This window comes from Vibrio sp. QJM3NY_15, assembly GCF_057785995.1.
Genome location: NZ_CM173517.1, coordinates 2,256,414 through 2,273,291, shown reverse-complemented (window position 1 = coordinate 2,273,291; position 16,878 = coordinate 2,256,414). Strand labels below are relative to the sequence as shown.

14 protein-coding genes are annotated in these 16,878 nt (G+C 43.8%); 8 read left to right on the top strand and 6 right to left on the bottom strand.

The annotated features are described in order from the left end of the window. Window positions 1-180: 180 nt before the first annotated feature. The 4 genes from yfaE to ubiG all read right to left on the bottom strand — a co-directional run bounded on the left by yfaE (window position 181) and on the right by ubiG (window position 5,239). The gene (gene yfaE, locus AC3CKG_RS10130) at window positions 181-459 is read right to left on the bottom strand and encodes a class I ribonucleotide reductase maintenance protein YfaE (RefSeq protein WP_017110975.1); all 279 of its coding nucleotides are present in this window, start codon (window positions 457-459) and stop codon (window positions 181-183) included. Next, window positions 459-1,592, bottom strand: a complete 1,134-nt coding sequence (nrdB, locus tag AC3CKG_RS10125; RefSeq protein WP_004733365.1) for a class Ia ribonucleoside-diphosphate reductase subunit beta — start codon at window positions 1,590-1,592, stop codon at window positions 459-461. Before nrdB ends, yfaE begins: the two co-directional genes overlap by 1 nt. A gap of 101 nt (window positions 1,593-1,693) precedes the next feature. Beyond that, a complete protein-coding gene (gene nrdA, locus AC3CKG_RS10120; RefSeq protein WP_017110974.1) occupies window positions 1,694-3,976 on the bottom strand; it encodes a class 1a ribonucleoside-diphosphate reductase subunit alpha in 2,283 nt (760 codons plus the stop codon). Window positions 3,977-4,492: 516 nt separating this feature from the next. Further along, entirely contained in the window at window positions 4,493-5,239 is a 747-nt protein-coding gene (ubiG, locus tag AC3CKG_RS10115; protein WP_102297551.1) for a bifunctional 2-polyprenyl-6-hydroxyphenol methylase/3-demethylubiquinol 3-O-methyltransferase UbiG, read from the bottom strand. 258 nt (window positions 5,240-5,497) lie between these two features. Here ubiG and gyrA point away from each other — a divergent pair, with 258 nt between their 5' ends. Both gyrA and AC3CKG_RS10105 read left to right on the top strand, forming a co-directional pair. After that, window positions 5,498-8,170, top strand: coding sequence for a DNA topoisomerase (ATP-hydrolyzing) subunit A (gene gyrA / locus AC3CKG_RS10110; protein ID WP_017106649.1), 2,673 nt, complete (start codon window positions 5,498-5,500; stop codon window positions 8,168-8,170). A gap of 244 nt (window positions 8,171-8,414) precedes the next feature. Then, on the top strand, window positions 8,415-9,044 hold the full coding sequence (locus tag AC3CKG_RS10105; RefSeq protein ID WP_372313026.1) for a TPR domain-containing protein: 630 nt from the start codon (window positions 8,415-8,417) through the stop codon (window positions 9,042-9,044). Between the two features lie 51 nt (window positions 9,045-9,095). On the opposite strand, the gene AC3CKG_RS10100 is transcribed toward AC3CKG_RS10105, so the two are convergent. Further along, on the bottom strand, window positions 9,096-9,440 hold the full coding sequence (locus AC3CKG_RS10100; protein WP_488528293.1) for a rhodanese-like domain-containing protein: 345 nt from the start codon (window positions 9,438-9,440) through the stop codon (window positions 9,096-9,098). A 132-nt stretch (window positions 9,441-9,572) separates the two neighbouring features. Continuing rightward, entirely contained in the window at window positions 9,573-11,003 is a 1,431-nt protein-coding gene (gene nrfA / locus AC3CKG_RS10095; protein WP_017101428.1) for an ammonia-forming nitrite reductase cytochrome c552 subunit, read from the bottom strand. A gap of 481 nt (window positions 11,004-11,484) precedes the next feature. On the opposite strand from nrfA, the gene nrfB reads away from it, so the two are divergent. The 6 genes from nrfB (at window position 11,485) to nrfF (ending at window position 16,792) form a co-directional block, all read left to right on the top strand. Next, window positions 11,485-12,069 carry a cytochrome c nitrite reductase pentaheme subunit gene (gene nrfB, locus AC3CKG_RS10090; protein WP_009848843.1) on the top strand — a complete coding sequence of 195 codons (585 nt, stop codon included), beginning with the start codon at window positions 11,485-11,487 and terminating at the stop codon, window positions 12,067-12,069. Between the two features lie 3 nt (window positions 12,070-12,072). After that, complete coding sequence (gene nrfC, locus AC3CKG_RS10085) at window positions 12,073-12,759, top strand: cytochrome c nitrite reductase Fe-S protein (protein WP_009848842.1); 687 nt, start codon at window positions 12,073-12,075, stop codon at window positions 12,757-12,759. Between the two features lie 2 nt (window positions 12,760-12,761). Further along, window positions 12,762-13,736 carry a cytochrome c nitrite reductase subunit NrfD gene (gene nrfD / locus AC3CKG_RS10080; protein ID WP_029223547.1) on the top strand — a complete coding sequence of 325 codons (975 nt, stop codon included), beginning with the start codon at window positions 12,762-12,764 and terminating at the stop codon, window positions 13,734-13,736. Between the two features lie 128 nt (window positions 13,737-13,864). After that, window positions 13,865-15,787: a heme lyase CcmF/NrfE family subunit gene (locus AC3CKG_RS10075; RefSeq protein WP_488528292.1), complete on the top strand. Its 1,923-nt coding sequence runs from the start codon at window positions 13,865-13,867 to the stop codon at window positions 15,785-15,787. Continuing rightward, a complete protein-coding gene (locus tag AC3CKG_RS10070) occupies window positions 15,768-16,355 on the top strand; it encodes a DsbE family thiol:disulfide interchange protein (RefSeq protein WP_488528291.1) in 588 nt (195 codons plus the stop codon). Before AC3CKG_RS10075 ends, AC3CKG_RS10070 begins: the two co-directional genes overlap by 20 nt. Next, the gene (gene nrfF, locus AC3CKG_RS10065; RefSeq protein ID WP_488528290.1) at window positions 16,352-16,792 is read left to right on the top strand and encodes a heme lyase NrfEFG subunit NrfF; all 441 of its coding nucleotides are present in this window, start codon (window positions 16,352-16,354) and stop codon (window positions 16,790-16,792) included. The genes AC3CKG_RS10070 and nrfF overlap by 4 nt, the downstream gene beginning before the upstream one ends. Window positions 16,793-16,878: the final 86 nt, after the last annotated feature.

The following is a 16,878-nucleotide window of genomic DNA, read 5'->3' as shown; positions in this document are numbered from 1 at the left end:
AGGAGAGTCGTCTCAGATACCTAAAGGCATAAATAGAAAAAGGGTCCGCATTCCAAGAGGAGGCGGACCCTTTTTAATACTTGTTATCTTTGAAGAAGCGTTGCTTTAAACCTAAAGTGTTTAAAAACATTTGAATTCACGCAACTCTAAATGAAACGAAACAAACTTAAGCTGATTGGCTTAGGCGCGCTTCTGCTTACTTCTGTGAGTTACGTTACTCAGCGATAAATCGGTTTTTGCTTTGCAGATGCATGGCAAAATTTCATCGCCTTGTGTGTAAGCCATAGCAAAACCAACGTACTCAACTTCACCCGAATCCAACGTGCAACGACAAGCACCACAGTGCCCATCTCGGCAGTTGTATTCTGGTTCTAAGCCCGCCTGTTCCATCGTTTCCAATAGAGTATTCGACGGGTTAGATTCAATCGAAGTCAGCTTGTTGATTTTGATTGTTGGCATTACAGCTCAAATCCTTCAAAGTCGTCAGCTTTTACTTCGTTGTCGATTTGACCAACTAGGTAAGAACTGATTTCAGCTTCTTGTGGAGCAACTTGAACGTTATCTGAAGACAACCAAGCGTTGATCCATGGGATTGGGTTCGATGTCGCTTCTGGGTAAGCAGTACCTAGACCAACCGCTTGCATACGGATGTTGGTAATGTATTCAACGTATTGGCAAAGAATGTCTTTGTTTAGACCGATCATAGAGCCATCTTTGAATAGGTATTCTGCCCACTCTTTTTCTTGCTCTGCCGCTTCTTTGAATAGGTCGAAACATTCTTGCTTACACTCTTCAGCGATCTGCATGAATTCGAAGTCATCTTGGCCGTTACGCAGCAAATTGATCATGTGCTGTGTGCCAGTAAGGTGAAGTGCTTCATCACGAGCGATTAGCTTGATGATCTTCGCGTTACCTTCCATTAGCTCACGTTCAGCGAATGCGAATGAACATGCAAAACTCACGTAGAAACGAATCGCTTCTAGTGCGTTTACAGACATTAGACATACGTAAAGTTTCTTCTTCAGGTCGTGAAGTGAAATCTTAACGTCTTCGCCGTTGATGTTGTGGTTACCTTCGCCGTAACGGTGGTAGTCAGCCGTCAGCTTGATTAGGTCGTCGTAGTAAAACGCGATATCTTTCGCACGCTTTAGGATCTCTTCGTTTTCAACGATGTCGTCAAATACTACGCCTGGATCATTCACGATGTTACGGATGATGTGCGTGTATGAACGAGAGTGAATCGTTTCAGAGAATGACCATGTCTCAATCCAAGTTTCAACTTCTGGCAGTGATACCAAAGGAAGTAGGGCAACGTTCGGGCTGCGGCCTTGGATAGAATCTAGAAGAGTTTGGTACTTCAGGTTAGAGATGAAGATGTGCTTTTCATGCTCAGGAAGCTTGTTGTAGTCGATACGGTCGCTAGACACGTCTACTTCTTCTGGACGCCAGAAGAAAGAAAGCTGCTTTTCGATCAATTTTTCGAAGATTTCGAATTTCTGTTGGTCGTAACGTGCAACGTTTACCGACTGACCCAAGAACATAGGTTCTTTTAATTGGTCATTTTTTTGTTGAGAAAAAGTACTGTAAGCCATAAATGCCTCAAATCCTTTAAGGACCCGTAATAAAACGAACCCTGTTAATGCTTTAAACCCAGAGAAGATAACTGCTCTGGGGTCTTAATGTTTATTGCGGTTTAGATCTTACAACCGCCGCCTTCACAATCTTCTTCCGGCACTTGAACTGCATCGCCTTGGTCGTCTTTAGCACCATCACGCGTGTTATGGTAGTAAAGCGTCTTAACACCGTACTTGTACGCTGTTAGCAAGTCTTTAAGCAGCTGCTTCATTGGTACCTTACCGCTGTCGTAAACACTTGGATCATAGTTAGTGTTTGCAGAGATAGCTTGGTCAACGAATTTTTGCATGATACCCACCAAGTGCAGGTAACCGTCGTTAGTACCAATGTTCCAAAGTAGCTCGTAGTTGTCTTTAAGATTTAGGAAATCTGGAACAACTTGTTTCAGGATGCCGTCTTTCGACGCTTTAACTGATACATAACCACGTGGTGGCTCGATACCGTTAGTCGCGTTCGAGATTTGAGACGAAGTCTCAGAAGGCATAAGCGCTGTCAGTGTAGAGTTACGTAAGCCGTGCTCCATGATCTCTTCACGTAGCGTGTCCCAATCGTAGTGCAGTGGCTCTTCACATACTAAGTCGATATCTTTTTTGTAAGTATCGATTGGCAGTAGGCCTTTCGCATAGTTGGTTTCGTGGAAAGATGGGCAACGGCCTTGCTCTTTCGCTAGGTCAACAGACGCTTTTAGCAAGTGGTATTGAATTGCTTCAAAAGTACGGTGAGTCAGGCCATTTGCGCTGCCATCAGAATACTTAACACCATTCTTCGCTAGGTAGTATGCGTAGTTGATTACACCCACACCTAGAGTACGACGGTTCATTGTCGACTTACGTGCTGCTGGAAGCGGGTAGTCTTGGTAATCAAGTAGTGCATCTAGAGCACGAACAACCAGTTCAGAAAGTTCAGCCAGATCGTCTAGCTCGTTGATTGCGCCTAGGTTAAACGCCGAAAGCGTACATAGTGCAATCTCACCTTCGTCATCTTCTACGTTAGAAAGCGGCTTAGTTGGTAGCGCGATTTCTAGACATAGGTTCGATTGACGAACAGGAGCTACTTCAGAATCAAACGGGCTGTGTGTATTACAGTGGTCAACGTTCTGAATGTAGATACGACCAGTAGAAGCACGCTCTTGCATTAGCAGAGAGAATAGCTCAACGGCTTTAACCGTTTCACGCTTCACTGAAGGATCGTTTTCGTACTTAACGTAAAGCGCTTCAAAACGCTCTTGGTTTTCGAAGAACGCGTCGTAAAGGCCAGGTACGTCAGAAGGTGAGAACAGGCTGATGTTGCCACCTTGAACAAGACGAGAGTACATAAGCTTGTTCAGCTGTACACCGTAGTCCATGTGACGAACACGGTTCTCTTCAACGCCGCGGTTGTTTTTCAGTACTAATAGAGACTGAACTTCACCGTGCCATAGTGGGTAGAACACGGTTGCTGCGCCGCCACGAACACCACCTTGAGAACAACATTTTACTGCTGTTTGGAAGTATTTGTAGAAAGGGATACAGCCAGTATGGAACGCTTCACCATTACGAATTTCAGAACCAAGCGCACGGATACGACCTGCGTTGATACCAATACCAGCACGTTGAGATACGTAACGAACAATAGAGCTTGCTGTTGCGTTGATAGAATCAAGGCTGTCACCACACTCAATCAGTACACATGAACTGAATTGACGAGTAGGCGTACGTACACCAGACATAATTGGTGTAGGTAGAGAAATCTTAAACGTAGACGAGGCGTCGTAAAAACGTTTGATGTAATCCAGACGAGTTGATTTCGGGTATTTACCGAATAAACACGCAGCAACTAGGATGTAAAGGAACTGAGCACTCTCGTAGATTTCTTTTGTTACACGGTTCTGCACGAAGTATTTACCTTCAAGCTGCTTAACCGCCGCGTAAGAAAAGTTTAAGTCACGCTTGTGGTCGATGTACGCGTCAAGCTCTTCGAATTCAGCTTTCGTGTAGTCTTCCATAAGGTGGCTATCGTATTTACCCATATCAACCAGTTTTGCAACGTGGTCATAAAGAGCAGGCGGCTCGTATTCACCGTACGCTTTTTTACGTAGGTGGAACACTGACAGACGTGCTGCTAGATATTGGTAATCAGGAGTCTCTTCAGAGATTAAATCCGCTGCTGACTTAATGATTGTCTCATGAATGTCAGTCGTGGTAATGCCATCGTAAAACTGAATGTGAGCTTTCAATTCTACTTGTGATACAGAAACATTGTGCAAGCCTTCAGCTGCCCATGTGATCACTCGATGGATTTTCTCTAAATCGATCGTTTCTTTGCGCCCGTTACGCTTGGTAACAGTAAGTTGTTGGTTCATTCTGCTTAATTTCCCTAACAAAACTGAACAAGGCCGTGTTTTTGTGTATTTCTGTGTAATTTTTGTAAATTACGTTTCGGCTTTGTGATCTTGGTCTACCCATACATTGTAGTTCAAACACAACATATGGGGGTCATTTGTTTGTTGGGTTACAAGATAGTGCTACAACTGATATTTTTCAAGGTAAAGAAATTGGGTTGCTTGTGGATAAGTGGTGGATTAAAAAAAACTGTAAGTGACCACTAACTGATGAGGTTAGATGTGACTTGATTGTATAAAAGCCGCCTTTTAATGATGCTTTATTTTTGCACTCCCATAAAAAAAAATCCCTTGATCTTTGGGCAAAATGGGCGATGGATTTTAGGTGATTAAATTTAAATCGAGGTGGTCAAAATGGAAGCTGGCGCACGAAATTTAGACTGAAAAAAGTCGCAATCTTATGGTAATTGCAACTCTTTTCATGGGGCTTTTTTATAAAAGATTTTACGGTAGGGATACTGTTAGAGATAGGAACAGTTATTGGGCGAAATTTTGAGTGTGGACGATGTAATTCACATCGACATTTGACCCTAAACGATACGTGTCTGTTAGTGGGTTGTAATGCAGCCCAGTAATGCCTAATTCTTGCAGAGGTGTATTGTCGATCATCTTGATGAGTTCAGCTGGTCGAATGAACTTTTCGTGGTCGTGAGTACCTTCTGGCACAATCTTAAGTAGCTTCTCTGCACCAACAATAGCGAACAGGTAAGACTTAAAGTTACGGTTCAATGTCGAGAAGAACACATGTCCGCCCGGTTTAACCAACTTTGAACAAGCCGAGATAACCGATTGTGGATCTGGTACGTGCTCTAGCATTTCCATGCACGTCACCACATCGTAAGTTTGTGGGTTTTGCTCAGCATGGTCTTCAATGGTGCTTTGGATGTAATCTAGCTTGGTGCCGGTTTCTAATGCGTGCAGACGAGCGACTTCTAGCGGTTCTTTACCCATATCTAGGCCGGTAACTACCGCACCCTCTACAGCCATGCTCTCAGCCAAAATACCGCCACCGCAGCCAACATCAAGGACTTTCTTGCCAAATAGGCCTTCGGTTTTCTCTAGCACGTAATTTAAGCGCAGCGGATTGATTTGATGTAGTGGCTTAAACTCCCCTTCTAGATCCCACCAGCGCGACGCCATGTCTTCGAATTTTTTGATTTCTGCTGGGTCTACGTTCTGTGATTTAGTCATAATCGGCATTTCCAAGTTAAATAATGCATCCATGAAATTGCAGGCATTATAACTTGCCTTTTCCTGCTGACCAGAAGATCTACAATTTTGCTAGTTTATTGGATGTAAAGTGACCATGTTTCAGCAAGATATGACGCTGAGGTGCAATTTCTCATCAATAGATTGGCTACAAGGGTCACAAGATGGTAAAAGGAGAGGGAAAGTGATGCCTCCGTAGGTAAATTTGTGTTATATTTTTCGGTCTTATACGTATTCAAAAATACGATCTGACTATAGAGGGAAAATGGCTCTATGAGCGATCTAGCGAAAGAGATCACGCCCGTAAATATTGAAGATGAGCTTAGAGGTTCATACCTAGACTACGCGATGTCCGTCATCGTTGGTCGTGCCCTTCCAGATGTGCGTGATGGCCTAAAACCAGTACACCGCCGCGTTTTGTTCGCGATGAATGTACTAGGTAATGATTGGAACAAAGCATATAAAAAGTCTGCTCGTGTAGTAGGCGATGTAATCGGTAAATATCACCCACACGGTGATAGTGCGGTATACGAGTCAATTGTTCGTATGGCTCAGCCGTTTTCACTACGCTATATGTTAGTCGATGGCCAAGGTAACTTTGGTTCGGTTGACGGCGATTCAGCTGCGGCAATGCGTTATACCGAAGTTCGTATGTCAAAAATAGCTGGTGAGCTATTAACGGATCTTGATAAAGATACGGTTGACTTCGTTCCTAACTATGATGGAACCGAGCAAATACCAGCAGTTTTACCAACAAAAATACCAAACCTATTGGTTAACGGTGCTTCTGGTATCGCAGTAGGTATGGCTACCAACATCCCGCCACATAACCTTGGCGAAGTTGTTGATGGCTGTTTAGCATTTATCAATAATGAAGACATCACTATTGATGAGCTAATGGACTACATCCCTGGTCCAGACTTCCCGACAGCAGCATTAATCAGTGGCCGTAAGGGCATTGTTGATGCATATAAGACTGGTCGTGGCAAAGTTTACATGCGCTCTCGCGCGAACATTGAAATGGAAAAGAACGGTAAAGAAACAATTATCGTTACTGAAATTCCATATCAAGTGAACAAAGCTCGTCTGATCGAGAAGATTGCAGAACTTGTAAAAGACAAGAAAGTTGAAGGCATCAGTGCACTGCGTGACGAATCTGATAAAGATGGTATGCGTATTGTTATTGAATGTAAGCGTGATGCTGTCGGTGAAGTTGTACTAAACAACCTTTACTCACAAACTCAACTGCAAACAACTTTCGGCATCAACATGGTTGCTCTGAACAACGGCCAACCGCAACTTTTCAACATTAAAGATATGTTGAAGTGTTTTGTTGATCACCGTCGTGAAGTTGTGACTCGTCGTACTATCTTCGAATTGAAGAAAGCGCGTGACCGTGCACATATCTTGGAAGCTCTATCTTTAGCGCTTGCAAACATTGATGAGATCATTGAACTGATCAAGAACGCACCAACACCAGCAGAAGCTAAAGTTGGTCTAGTATCTCGTGGTTGGGATCTTGGTAACGTTGCATCAATGCTTGAACGTGCTGGTACTGATGCAGCTCGTCCAGATTGGCTTGAAGACCAATACGGTATCCGTGATGGTCAATACTTCCTAACGGAAACTCAAGCTCAAGCTATTCTAGAACTTCGTCTTCACCGCCTAACTGGCCTTGAGCACGAGAAGATTCTAGACGAATACAAAGCACTTCTAGAAGAGATCGCTGAGCTAATGCATATCCTTGCAAGCACTGAGCGTTTGATGGAAGTGATCCGTGAAGAACTTGAAGCGGTACGTGATATCTATGGCGACGAACGTCGTACAGAAATCACAGCAGCGGTTCATGACATCGACATGGAAGAGCTAATCGCTCAAGAAGACGTTGTAGTAACGCTTTCTAACGCAGGTTACGTTAAGTACCAAATCCTAAGCGACTACGAAGCTCAGCGTCGTGGTGGTAAAGGTAAGAGTGCAACTAAGATGAAAGATGAGGATTACATTGAGCGTCTGCTTGTTGCTAATACTCACGATAACATCTTATGTTTCTCTACTCGTGGTAAAACGTACCGCCTGAAAGTTTACCAACTGCCTCAAGCAAGCCGCACCGCTCGTGGTAAGCCTATCGTTAACATTCTTCCTCTAGAAGAAGGTGAGCGTATTACGGCTATCCTGCCTGTTTCTGAGTTCTCTAACGAGAAATTCATTTTCATGGCAACAGGCGACGGTACCGTTAAGAAGACATCACTGGATCAATTCGCAAACGTACGTGCTAACGGCCTAATTGCAGTTAACCTACGTGACGATGATTCACTGATTGGCGTTGATATTACTGACGGTAATAGCGACATCATGCTGTTCTCGAAGTCGGGCAAAGTTGTTCGCTTTAACGAGGACAAAGTACGTCCAATGGGTCGTACTGCCTCTGGTGTTCGTGGTATGAAGCTTCCAGAAGACGATCAAGTGGTTTCACTGATTGTTCCTTCAAACGAAGGCGATATCCTAACTGTGACTCAAAACGGTTACGGTAAGCGTACTGAGCTGGCTGAATACCCAACGAAAGGCCGTGCAACGCAAGGTGTAGTATCTATCAAAGTCTCTGATCGTAATGGCCCAGTAGTTGGTGCTGTTCAGGTTGAAGAAGGCGATGAAATGATGATGATCACCGACGCAGGTACACTAGTACGTACTCGCGTAGCGGAAGTAAGCCAAGTTGGTCGTAACACTCAAGGTGTAACACTGATTCGTACTGCTGAAGACGAGAATGTTGTAGGTCTACAACGTATCGACGAAGTAGAAGAAGCGGAGATTGTTGAAGGCGAAGAGACTGAAGAAGCAAATGCTGACGCAGTAAACGCTGAAACAGCTGTTGTTTCTGAATCAAGTGAAGAGCAAGCATCTGATGCTTCTGACTCTGAAAGTGATAGCGAGCAAGACACTGAGTAATCTCGATTACGTTAAGTAATTAAGCTTACCAATGAAAAAACCGAGCCTAAGTGCTCGGTTTTTTATTGCCTGTCATTTCACTTTTCTTCTCTTCTGGATTATGGCTTAGGTCTCAGTACCAACCTTCCCCCGTCGCTTTTATGCGAAAGTTTGATCACTAAATCTCGAACGCTAAACTTTGATCAATAACGAGGCAGTACGAAAACGATAGAGTAGAGATGGATCTAAATAAAAGGGATGTGGAATGGATATCTGGTTGTTGGTTGCGTTGGTACTAATGAGTCTGTTTTTGATCGCGGTCGTTATTGCCGCGAGCAACAATGGCAGCCATCTAAAAGGCAATGTGGTGATTTCTCTTACTGCAGTGGCTTTGAGCGTGCTGGTCTGGTCTCAACTGAAACAAGAGTTACCTCAACTTCCTTTGGATGACAGCAATAACTACACGGCGACAGATTTCGAAGATGAGCTGCAACAAAGCCTCAAACAAGACCCGAATCAATCCGACTTGTGGTTTAAGCTTGGTGGTGTGTACATGCAGAGAGGGGAGTTTGATGCGGCATTCACTTGCTACGATTATGCGATTCGCTTAGATCCTCAAGCGCCTTCTGGCCTCTATGCTGCCAAAGCAACCGCACTTTATTATCTGAGCTCTCAAGCGATGAGTGATGATGTTAATGCGTTGTTGGAGCACTCCATGCAGCTTGATCCCAATGATCGTACGGCATTGATGCTGATTGCGACCGATCACTTCATCAGCATGCGCTATCAACAAGCGATCGATGCGTGGACTCAAATCTTAGATTCCAATCAGAAGGGCATTGATCGTGTCTCTATTATCCATTCGATCAACCAAGCCAAACAGATGATCCGTTAAGCTTGGCTAATTGCTAAAGAGGCGATCTTACTTAAGCTCTCATCTCTAAGACTATTGGTTTTCCCGCATTTCGATTAAGCCACCAGCATTGTGGATTTGAGTAAACCCTTGAGCACGCAAGAATTGATAAGCTTGCCCTGAACGATTGCCACTACGGCAATACAATACTATGGGTTGGTCTTTATCTATCTTAGCAAAGTGAGTAGCCACTTCAGAAAGAGGGTAGTTGATGGCGTTGTCTAGATGCCCTTGTTCGAACTCTGCAGGTGTTCTGACATCAACCACTAATGCGCCTTTCTCTATTAATTCCCACCCTGTTTCAGCACGCTCAGATGCGTGAACGCTTGAACTGAGTAGTGCAATACATAATGCCGAAAGTGAAAGTAAGATTTTCATTGTTTATTCCTTGAATTGGCGAGCGAATCGGGGGGGGGGGGCGATATTGATGTGTATTCCCCCAAAACCTAAAAAAACCAGCCACACAACAATAGTGTGACTGGTTTTTACTTAATGGTCTAATTGAAGAAACTAGTATTCGTAGTTGGCTTCACGCTTTTCAGCTTGCTCTTCCCATTTAGGAACAACCGTGTCTAAGAAGTGTTGTTTCTCAGCGTTCATCTTATCCATGTCCATTCCAAGCGCTTTTTGAGCCGCTTCTTTTGTCGAGATATCTGGAATCTCGATTGGATCGGTGATGCCTTTCTTCGCCAGTAAACGAACAATCTTAGTACGAGCATCCGCGGCGCGGTCAACGGCAGTACCTAGCACTTCTAGAGCGATTTCAGGTGCGTGCATGTGAATACCGTGAGACGCGATAGCGTAGTCCCAGCGCCATTGAGCGTGACGGATATCGAGTAAGATAGGCTCCATCTCTTGCTCTGTCGCACCCGCTTCCCATGCTGCGCCTGCTTCAAAGTGAGCAGCAACGATTTGTTTCTCTGCTGTCAGCTTCATGTTCAGTACTTGTGCTTTACGGCTTGAAACGATGTTACGCATGGTTTCTTTCGATTGAGTGTGGCAGTTTGCACACGTATCTTCGAAGCGGTCGAATGGATTACCCACTTTATGGTCGGTATAAACGGTGCCATCTTCTTTGGTCACTTTCGGCATATGACAGTCAGCACAAACGACTTTGTTCTTACCGTGGATGCCTTCGCGCCATGTTTCAAAACCTGGGTGCTGTGCTTTCAGCATGGGTGCTTTCGATACTTTATGCGTCCAATCTTTAAAGTTGATTGCATCATAGTAACGTTCCATGTCGCCAACGGTTGTACCTTGGTCCCAAGGGAATTTCACACCTTTGGTTGGCCCTGTGAAGTAGTATTCCACGTGGCACTGAGCACAAACAGAAGCTTGTTGGTCTAAACGACTTTGTTCATCAAACTTTTTACCAATCGTTTCAAATGCACGTTCAACATAAGGACGAGTCACCTTCAGTGCTGGCTCACCATTCTTAAAGCCTTCGCTTTGGGTATCGTGACAGTCTGAACAGCCAATAGGGTTAATGATCTCGTTGCCAAGACGCGCCCATTTACCTTCGAAATAACCATCTTCGCCACGTTCTTCAATAACACGAGCGACATCTGGGCTCTTACAACTCCAACACGCCATTGGCATTGGGCCAGAGCTTTCGTCCGTTGGGCCGCCAGTACGAAGTGTTTGTCTTACATCGTCAATGGCATAAAAGTGGCCGCGTGCTTTGTTGTAATCTTTTGCGAAGCCGTAGCCAGCCCACATGATGACCATGTTTGGATCTTCTTTTAGTGCGTCTTCAATAACTTCGCTTTCTGAAGTCTGTCTCCATGAATGATATTGATCTGGGTGGTTTTGCTCGAACTGGTCGTTACGAGGGTCGCCAATTTCTTTTTGTTCAGACGCAGCAAAACTGGTCGCGCTTGCTAGTGATGCGCTAACCATTAATAGTGCTGTGACCGAATTACGTATCCAATGCTTTTTCACAGTGATATCTCCAATATACTGATTCTTATACCAAGCGTTGTGAGTTTGCTATTCAAATTAAGAACTGGAGAATTCCTGTTTATATTAATTCATAAACAAACACATTTTGTTACGTGTTGGATATAGCTTGTCTTAGATCAATTAACGGTAGTGACTTCAATCACGTTGAAGTTTATATACCCCTAAAGAGGTATTGGTGGTTAGTGGTATTAAAATTCAATTGAGAATTATTATCATATATAACAATCAATTACCTAGATTGACCATGATATAAATAGGGTGATTGCGTTCACAGATTAACCCATCCAAATTTCGTATTACCTAATTAGAGGTATATTCTAACTATAGAAAGCGTTGTGGCTTATCCAAAATAAGAATTGATATCATTTAAGCGGTAATAATATCGTTTAAGGGTACTTTTGTTTAACCGGAATATTATTTAGTTGAGAGTTAAATAATGCCGGTATAAGGAAAGGATAAAATGGGCAATATTAAATTGGCCATAGTCATAATGCTTAAATCCCTTCTAGCATTCTGCCTCTATGGTTATTCCATTCATGCTGTTGCTGAGCCTGCTGTTACGCCAGTAGGAGAATCAACAAGACATGAAGTCGAATTAATCCGCGACAAAGACTACAAGTGTGTTCAATGCCATAAAGATTCAAAAGAAACGGTATTGGGTTCACATGGTGAAAGTGCACACGCTTTACTTGGCCGTGAAGTAAATTGTACCGATTGTCATAGTTCAATTAGCCCCGATCACCGTGAAGGTGCACCAGAAGTGGTGAAGTATCGCGCGGCTCAATCACAACCAGGAACCGAAAAGGTTTTCCTCGATCCTAGCTTAATTTTGGATGCCAATAGCCAATGTATCGATTGTCACAAACCTGATGATCTGCGTGAAGCTAGCTGGACCCACGATGTTCACGCGCAAAACTTAACGTGTTCAAATTGCCATGATGTTCATGCGACTGAAGCAAAGGTGTTGGGCTTAGATAAAAAGCAAACCATTAAGCTGTGTGTGGATTGCCATTCAGACTTCAACCAGAAGAAAGAAGGGGAGTAATCTATGAGCTGCTCAAGAAGAAACTTTTTAGCAGGCGCTGGTGCCGTTATTTTTACCACGGGTGTAGCGGGAACTGCGGCGGTGACAAGTCGTAAAACGTTGGCCAATGTTCAAGAAGATGGTGCTAAACGTTATGGAATGATTCATGACGAAACCGCGTGTATTGGTTGTACTGCTTGTACAGAAGCGTGTCGTGAAGTGAATAAAGTGCCTGAAGGCGTGTCGCGCTTAGAAATTATTAAGAGTGAACCCCAAGGCGAATATCCAAATGTTGATTACCGTTTTACTCGTAACTCTTGCCAACATTGTGATAACGCGCCGTGTGTGATGGTTTGCCCAACAGGTGCAGCCTACAAAGATGAAAAAACGGGCATTGTTGATGTCCACAAAGAGAAGTGTGTCGGTTGTGGTTACTGTTTGTTAGCGTGTCCATATCAAGTGCGCTTTTTCCATCCAGAGAACAAGTCAGCCGATAAATGTAACTTCTGTCGTGATACCAATCTAGCACAAGGGAAGTTGCCTGCTTGTGTCGAATCTTGCCCAACCAAAGCGCTGACATTCGGCGATTTGAATGACCCTAAGAGTGAGATAAACCAAGTACTTCAATCCGAGGTGGTTTACAGAGATAAAGCCTATCTAGGCACTCAACCAAAACTCTATAAAGTGCCACACCAAAAAGGGGAGATTTGATTATGAGTGCATGGGACGCAGCTTTTCAGTCTGGTACCGTGGTATGGGACTGGATTATAGCAATCTATCTATTTCTCGCGGGGATGTCGGCGGGTGCCGTAATGATCTCTATTTATCTTAAGCGCAAGGTTATTGAAGGCGATCCTGCTCATAATGGTGTGTTAAAGGCGACAGCTTTTCTTGCGCCATTTGGGATCATTTCAGGTCTGCTGATTTTGGTTTTCCACCTGACAAAACCACTGTCATTTTGGAAGATCATGATCTTCTATAATCCAACGTCTGTGATGTCGATGGGTGTGATCTTATTCCAAGTGTATATGGTGATCTTGTTCCTTTGGATCGGCATTATATTTAGAGATCAAATTGTCGTGTTCTTGAATGACCAAACATGGTTAAAAGGACGACTCGATTTTGTTGGTAACTGGATTGGCAAATTAGAAGTGTTCGAGAATGCTTTGGAAATATTCTTAGCTGTTCTTGCTCTGATGCTTGCCGCTTATACCGGATTCTTGCTATCAGCTTTAAATACCTTCCCACTATTGAATAACCCAGTACTGCCGATTTTGTTCTTGTTCTCGAGTTTATCTTCGGGTGCGGCGGCGTGTATTTTATTCGGTGTGTTGGTTTTTAAAGAATCACCTCATAGCCCGAGTATTTCATGGATCCACGGATTTGAACGCCCGGTAGTGATGTTTGAGTTGTTTGTTCTTATTACTTTCTTTACTGGACTTATCTTCGCTGGTGGTCAAAGTGAACAAGCAGTATGGAACGCAATTGGCAGTGGTTTCTGGGCGAGTTGGTTCTGGTATGGCGTCATCGGTGTTGGTATGGTTTTACCGTTGTTGCTGAATGCAGTGACACCAACCTCAATCCGCCATAGCTCGGTGTATATTTTCTCCGTGACTTCGCTAAGCCTAATGGGCGTATTAATGCTGCGAACTTTTGTCCTTTATGCAGGGCAGTTAACGATAGCTTAATTTCGCGCAAGTTTATTAGTGAGCAGATGTTGGATACTAGACATCTGCTTATTAATGAACATGCTTTTAGTAAGCATGAGATGTGTGTTCAGATCGGCTCTGCTCTAGCGGAGCCTTATTGAGGTGATATGGTCGGTTCTTTGGGGCTGTTTAGTTTAGTGTTGGTTGCTGTACTCAGTAGCATTATTGGTGTGCATTCGTTTTATCAAATGCTAAACAAACGGACGCAAAATATAAGTTTAATCCGCAGTTTCTCTCTTTCAAGTGCATTGTTTTCTCTCACTTCTGTCGCATTGCTTGGCTATGCTTTTGTCAGTGATGACTTCTCTATTCTCTATGTCGCTGAACATTCAAATACTCAATTACCCTCATTTTTTAAGCTAGCAGCCGTATGGGCGGGCCATGAAGGTTCCTTGTTATTTTGGGTACTGACGATCAGCGTCTGGTCTGGCGTGATTGCCTTACAAAAACACTATTCGAATGAATACCAAAGCCGTGTGTTGTGGGTAATGAATCTACTGCTCGCGATATTTTCTTGGTTCACCTTATTCGCATCAAACCCATTTGAAATGAATTCGATCTTGCCGCTAGAAGGGCGTGACCTTAACCCAATGTTGCAAGATGTCGGCCTGATCTTTCACCCTCCATTACTTTACCTTGGCTATGTCGGCTTTTCTGTGGTGCTGGCATTTGCCGTTGCCGCTTTGCTGGTTGATCCTATTGAGTTTGATTGGGTTGCCCATTGTCGCAGTTGGTGTCTAGTCGCTTGGATCTTTTTAACCGCCGGGATCATTCTTGGCTCTTGGTGGGCGTATTACGAATTAGGTTGGGGCGGCTGGTGGTTCTGGGACCCTGTTGAAAATGCCAGCTTGTTACCGTGGCTCACTTCGACAGCCCTGCTGCATTGTTTAGGTGTTGCCAAGGGCAAACAACAGCTTCTGAAGTGGTCTCTAAGCCTTGCTTTCATTACATTTTGTTTGAGTATCTTAGGCACCTTTATTGTTCGTTCCGGCGTACTCACATCGGTGCATGCTTTTGCTGTCGACCCGACCAAAGGTATCGCACTGCTGCTTATATTGATGTTGGTGCTAGTGAGCTCTTTCTCTCTTCTTATCATTAGAGGGGAGTCTTTTGAATCTAACCCGATTACTAGCTTCGCCAGTAAGAGCTTTTTAAGCCTAGTTGCGGTGCTCATTTTTGTACTGGCGACCGCTGTTGTGGTGTTTGGTACGTTTTATCCAATGGTCTTTGAGCTGCTTGGATTAGGTAATATATCGGTCGGTGCACCATACTTTAATCTGTTGATTGCGCCTTTGGCTTTGCTCGCACTTGGCGTGGTTGGCTTAGCCCCATTGTTGAGTGTTAAACCTCAAGCAACCAAAGGTGTTATTTCATTGTTAGCTTTGGTGTCGTTGGCATTGGGTTACGTTTGTTATTCATGGCAAGTGGAACAAGTCCACCGACAAGTGATGGCTCTGATGACATGGTCACTCGCATTTTGGGTTTTACTCACTCATGTTTATGGCTTAGCGGTAACGCGCAGTTCCAAGTTCCAACGAAAAGTCTGGGTGATGACCTTTGCCCATGTTGGTGTCGCGGTCTTGGCTGTAGGCGCTGCAATGAACAGTTACCACTCGTTTGAGCGCAGTTATAAATTAAGCCCAGATGAACAAGTGGAGTTTATGGACTGGACGCTTACTCATGAAGATACAGAGCTTTATGTCGCCTCAAATTTTACCGCTGAAAAGGCGATACTTAAGCTAGATACTGGCGAGCAAAGTTTTTCTATTTCGCCGGAAAGAAGACATTACCAAGTTCGAGTGATGAACATGAGCGAGCCCGCAATGAAATGGTTCTGGCATGGCGATGTGTATATCACCATGGGTGAGAAAGTTGACGCTACCGCTTATGCATTTCGAGTTCAGTACAAAGCGTATGCTCGTTGGATATGGTTTGGTGGGCTGTTCTCAATTCTAGGTGCTGTGCTTTCACTGATCAATCGTAAAAAGAAAACCGTTAAGGCTGCACAGTATGCATACCAGCGTTCGTAATAAACTCATTGCTCTATTTTCAGTGGCTGTTGCTTTGGTCGTTGCATTTTCATATGCGCTCGACAGTAAGCAACAAACGACCAGCGTTTCAGAGCAAAAAAGGGCTTTCCCTGAATTTACGGCAGCAAAGCTCGTTACAAATGAGCCATTCGATTCTGAAGCATTAAGTTCTGAAATATTAAGCTCTGAAACGGCTAAGCTTACGCTCGCTGATATTACTCAACACCCTTATCAACTGGTCAATGTATGGGCTTCATGGTGTGGAATATGCAAAACCGAGCACGCTTTTTTACTCGAACTACAGAAGAAAGGCATTCCAATTGTTGGTCTCAATTATCGAGATAACCCCGGTGCTGCGCTTAATGTATTGTCCAACGACGGCAACCCGTACTCAACTGTGATCAGCGATACTAAAGGGAAGTTGGCGTTAGAGTTGGGCGTAATCGGTACTCCTGAGACGTATCTAGTTGATGCTGAAGGCCAAATAGTTAAGAAGTTGCTAGGCGTGATTAATGAATCGGTTTGGCGCAAAGAACTCGCTCACTATTTTAAAGGTACAAATGGATGATGAAGTTCCTGCTCAACATAGTGCTCATACTGAGCGCTACTATTGTCGTCAACTTCCCTGTATTAGCTGAAGATCTGTTTACGGCGGGTGATAAAGATACAAGCATTCAGGTAGAGTTATTTGAGTTTGAAAGCCCTAACCAACAACAGCGTGCTATTAGTTTGGCAAAATCGCTGCGCTGCCCACAATGTCAGAATCAAAATCTGATTGAATCGAACTCTCCAATAGCAAAAGACTTGCGTCTTGTTGTGTTTAATATGGTGAAAGCAGGGAAGAGTAATAACGAAATCACTCAATACATGACGGAAAGGTTTGGTGAATTTGTACTCTACAAGCCCGCAATGAGTGCTTCAACGCTATTACTTTGGCTCTTACCGGTCGTTCTTTTTCTCTTATTTATATATTTATCAGTAAAAAGTGTTAGAAAGAGCTCATAAAAATTACGTATTACTGTTTACCAATTAACCTGTATTTTGTAACATTAAGAGATTATAAAGGCTGAGCACTGTTATATAAGGATGTA

Excerpts from the sequence above, each read along its gene's own strand:
- AC3CKG_RS10075 (WP_488528292.1), top strand. The coding sequence starts at position 13,865 with ATGGTCGGTTCTTTGGGGCTGTTTAGTTTAGTGTTGGTTGCTGTACTC.
- nrfF (WP_488528290.1), top strand. The coding sequence starts at position 16,352 with ATGATGAAGTTCCTGCTCAACATAGTGCTCATACTGAGCGCTACTATT.
- nrfD (WP_029223547.1), top strand. The coding sequence starts at position 12,762 with ATGAGTGCATGGGACGCAGCTTTTCAGTCTGGTACCGTGGTATGGGAC.
- nrdB (WP_004733365.1), bottom strand. The coding sequence starts at position 1,592 with ATGGCTTACAGTACTTTTTCTCAACAAAAAAATGACCAATTAAAAGAA.
- nrdA (WP_017110974.1), bottom strand. The coding sequence starts at position 3,976 with ATGAACCAACAACTTACTGTTACCAAGCGTAACGGGCGCAAAGAAACG.
- AC3CKG_RS10070 (WP_488528291.1), top strand. The coding sequence starts at position 15,768 with ATGCATACCAGCGTTCGTAATAAACTCATTGCTCTATTTTCAGTGGCT.
- ubiG (WP_102297551.1), bottom strand. The coding sequence starts at position 5,239 with ATGGATGCATTATTTAACTTGGAAATGCCGATTATGACTAAATCACAG.
- gyrA (WP_017106649.1), top strand. The coding sequence starts at position 5,498 with ATGAGCGATCTAGCGAAAGAGATCACGCCCGTAAATATTGAAGATGAG.
- AC3CKG_RS10100 (WP_488528293.1), bottom strand. The coding sequence starts at position 9,440 with ATGAAAATCTTACTTTCACTTTCGGCATTATGTATTGCACTACTCAGT.
- nrfB (WP_009848843.1), top strand. The coding sequence starts at position 11,485 with ATGGGCAATATTAAATTGGCCATAGTCATAATGCTTAAATCCCTTCTA.
- yfaE (WP_017110975.1), bottom strand. The coding sequence starts at position 459 with ATGCCAACAATCAAAATCAACAAGCTGACTTCGATTGAATCTAACCCG.
- nrfC (WP_009848842.1), top strand. The coding sequence starts at position 12,073 with ATGAGCTGCTCAAGAAGAAACTTTTTAGCAGGCGCTGGTGCCGTTATT.
- AC3CKG_RS10105 (WP_372313026.1), top strand. The coding sequence starts at position 8,415 with ATGGATATCTGGTTGTTGGTTGCGTTGGTACTAATGAGTCTGTTTTTG.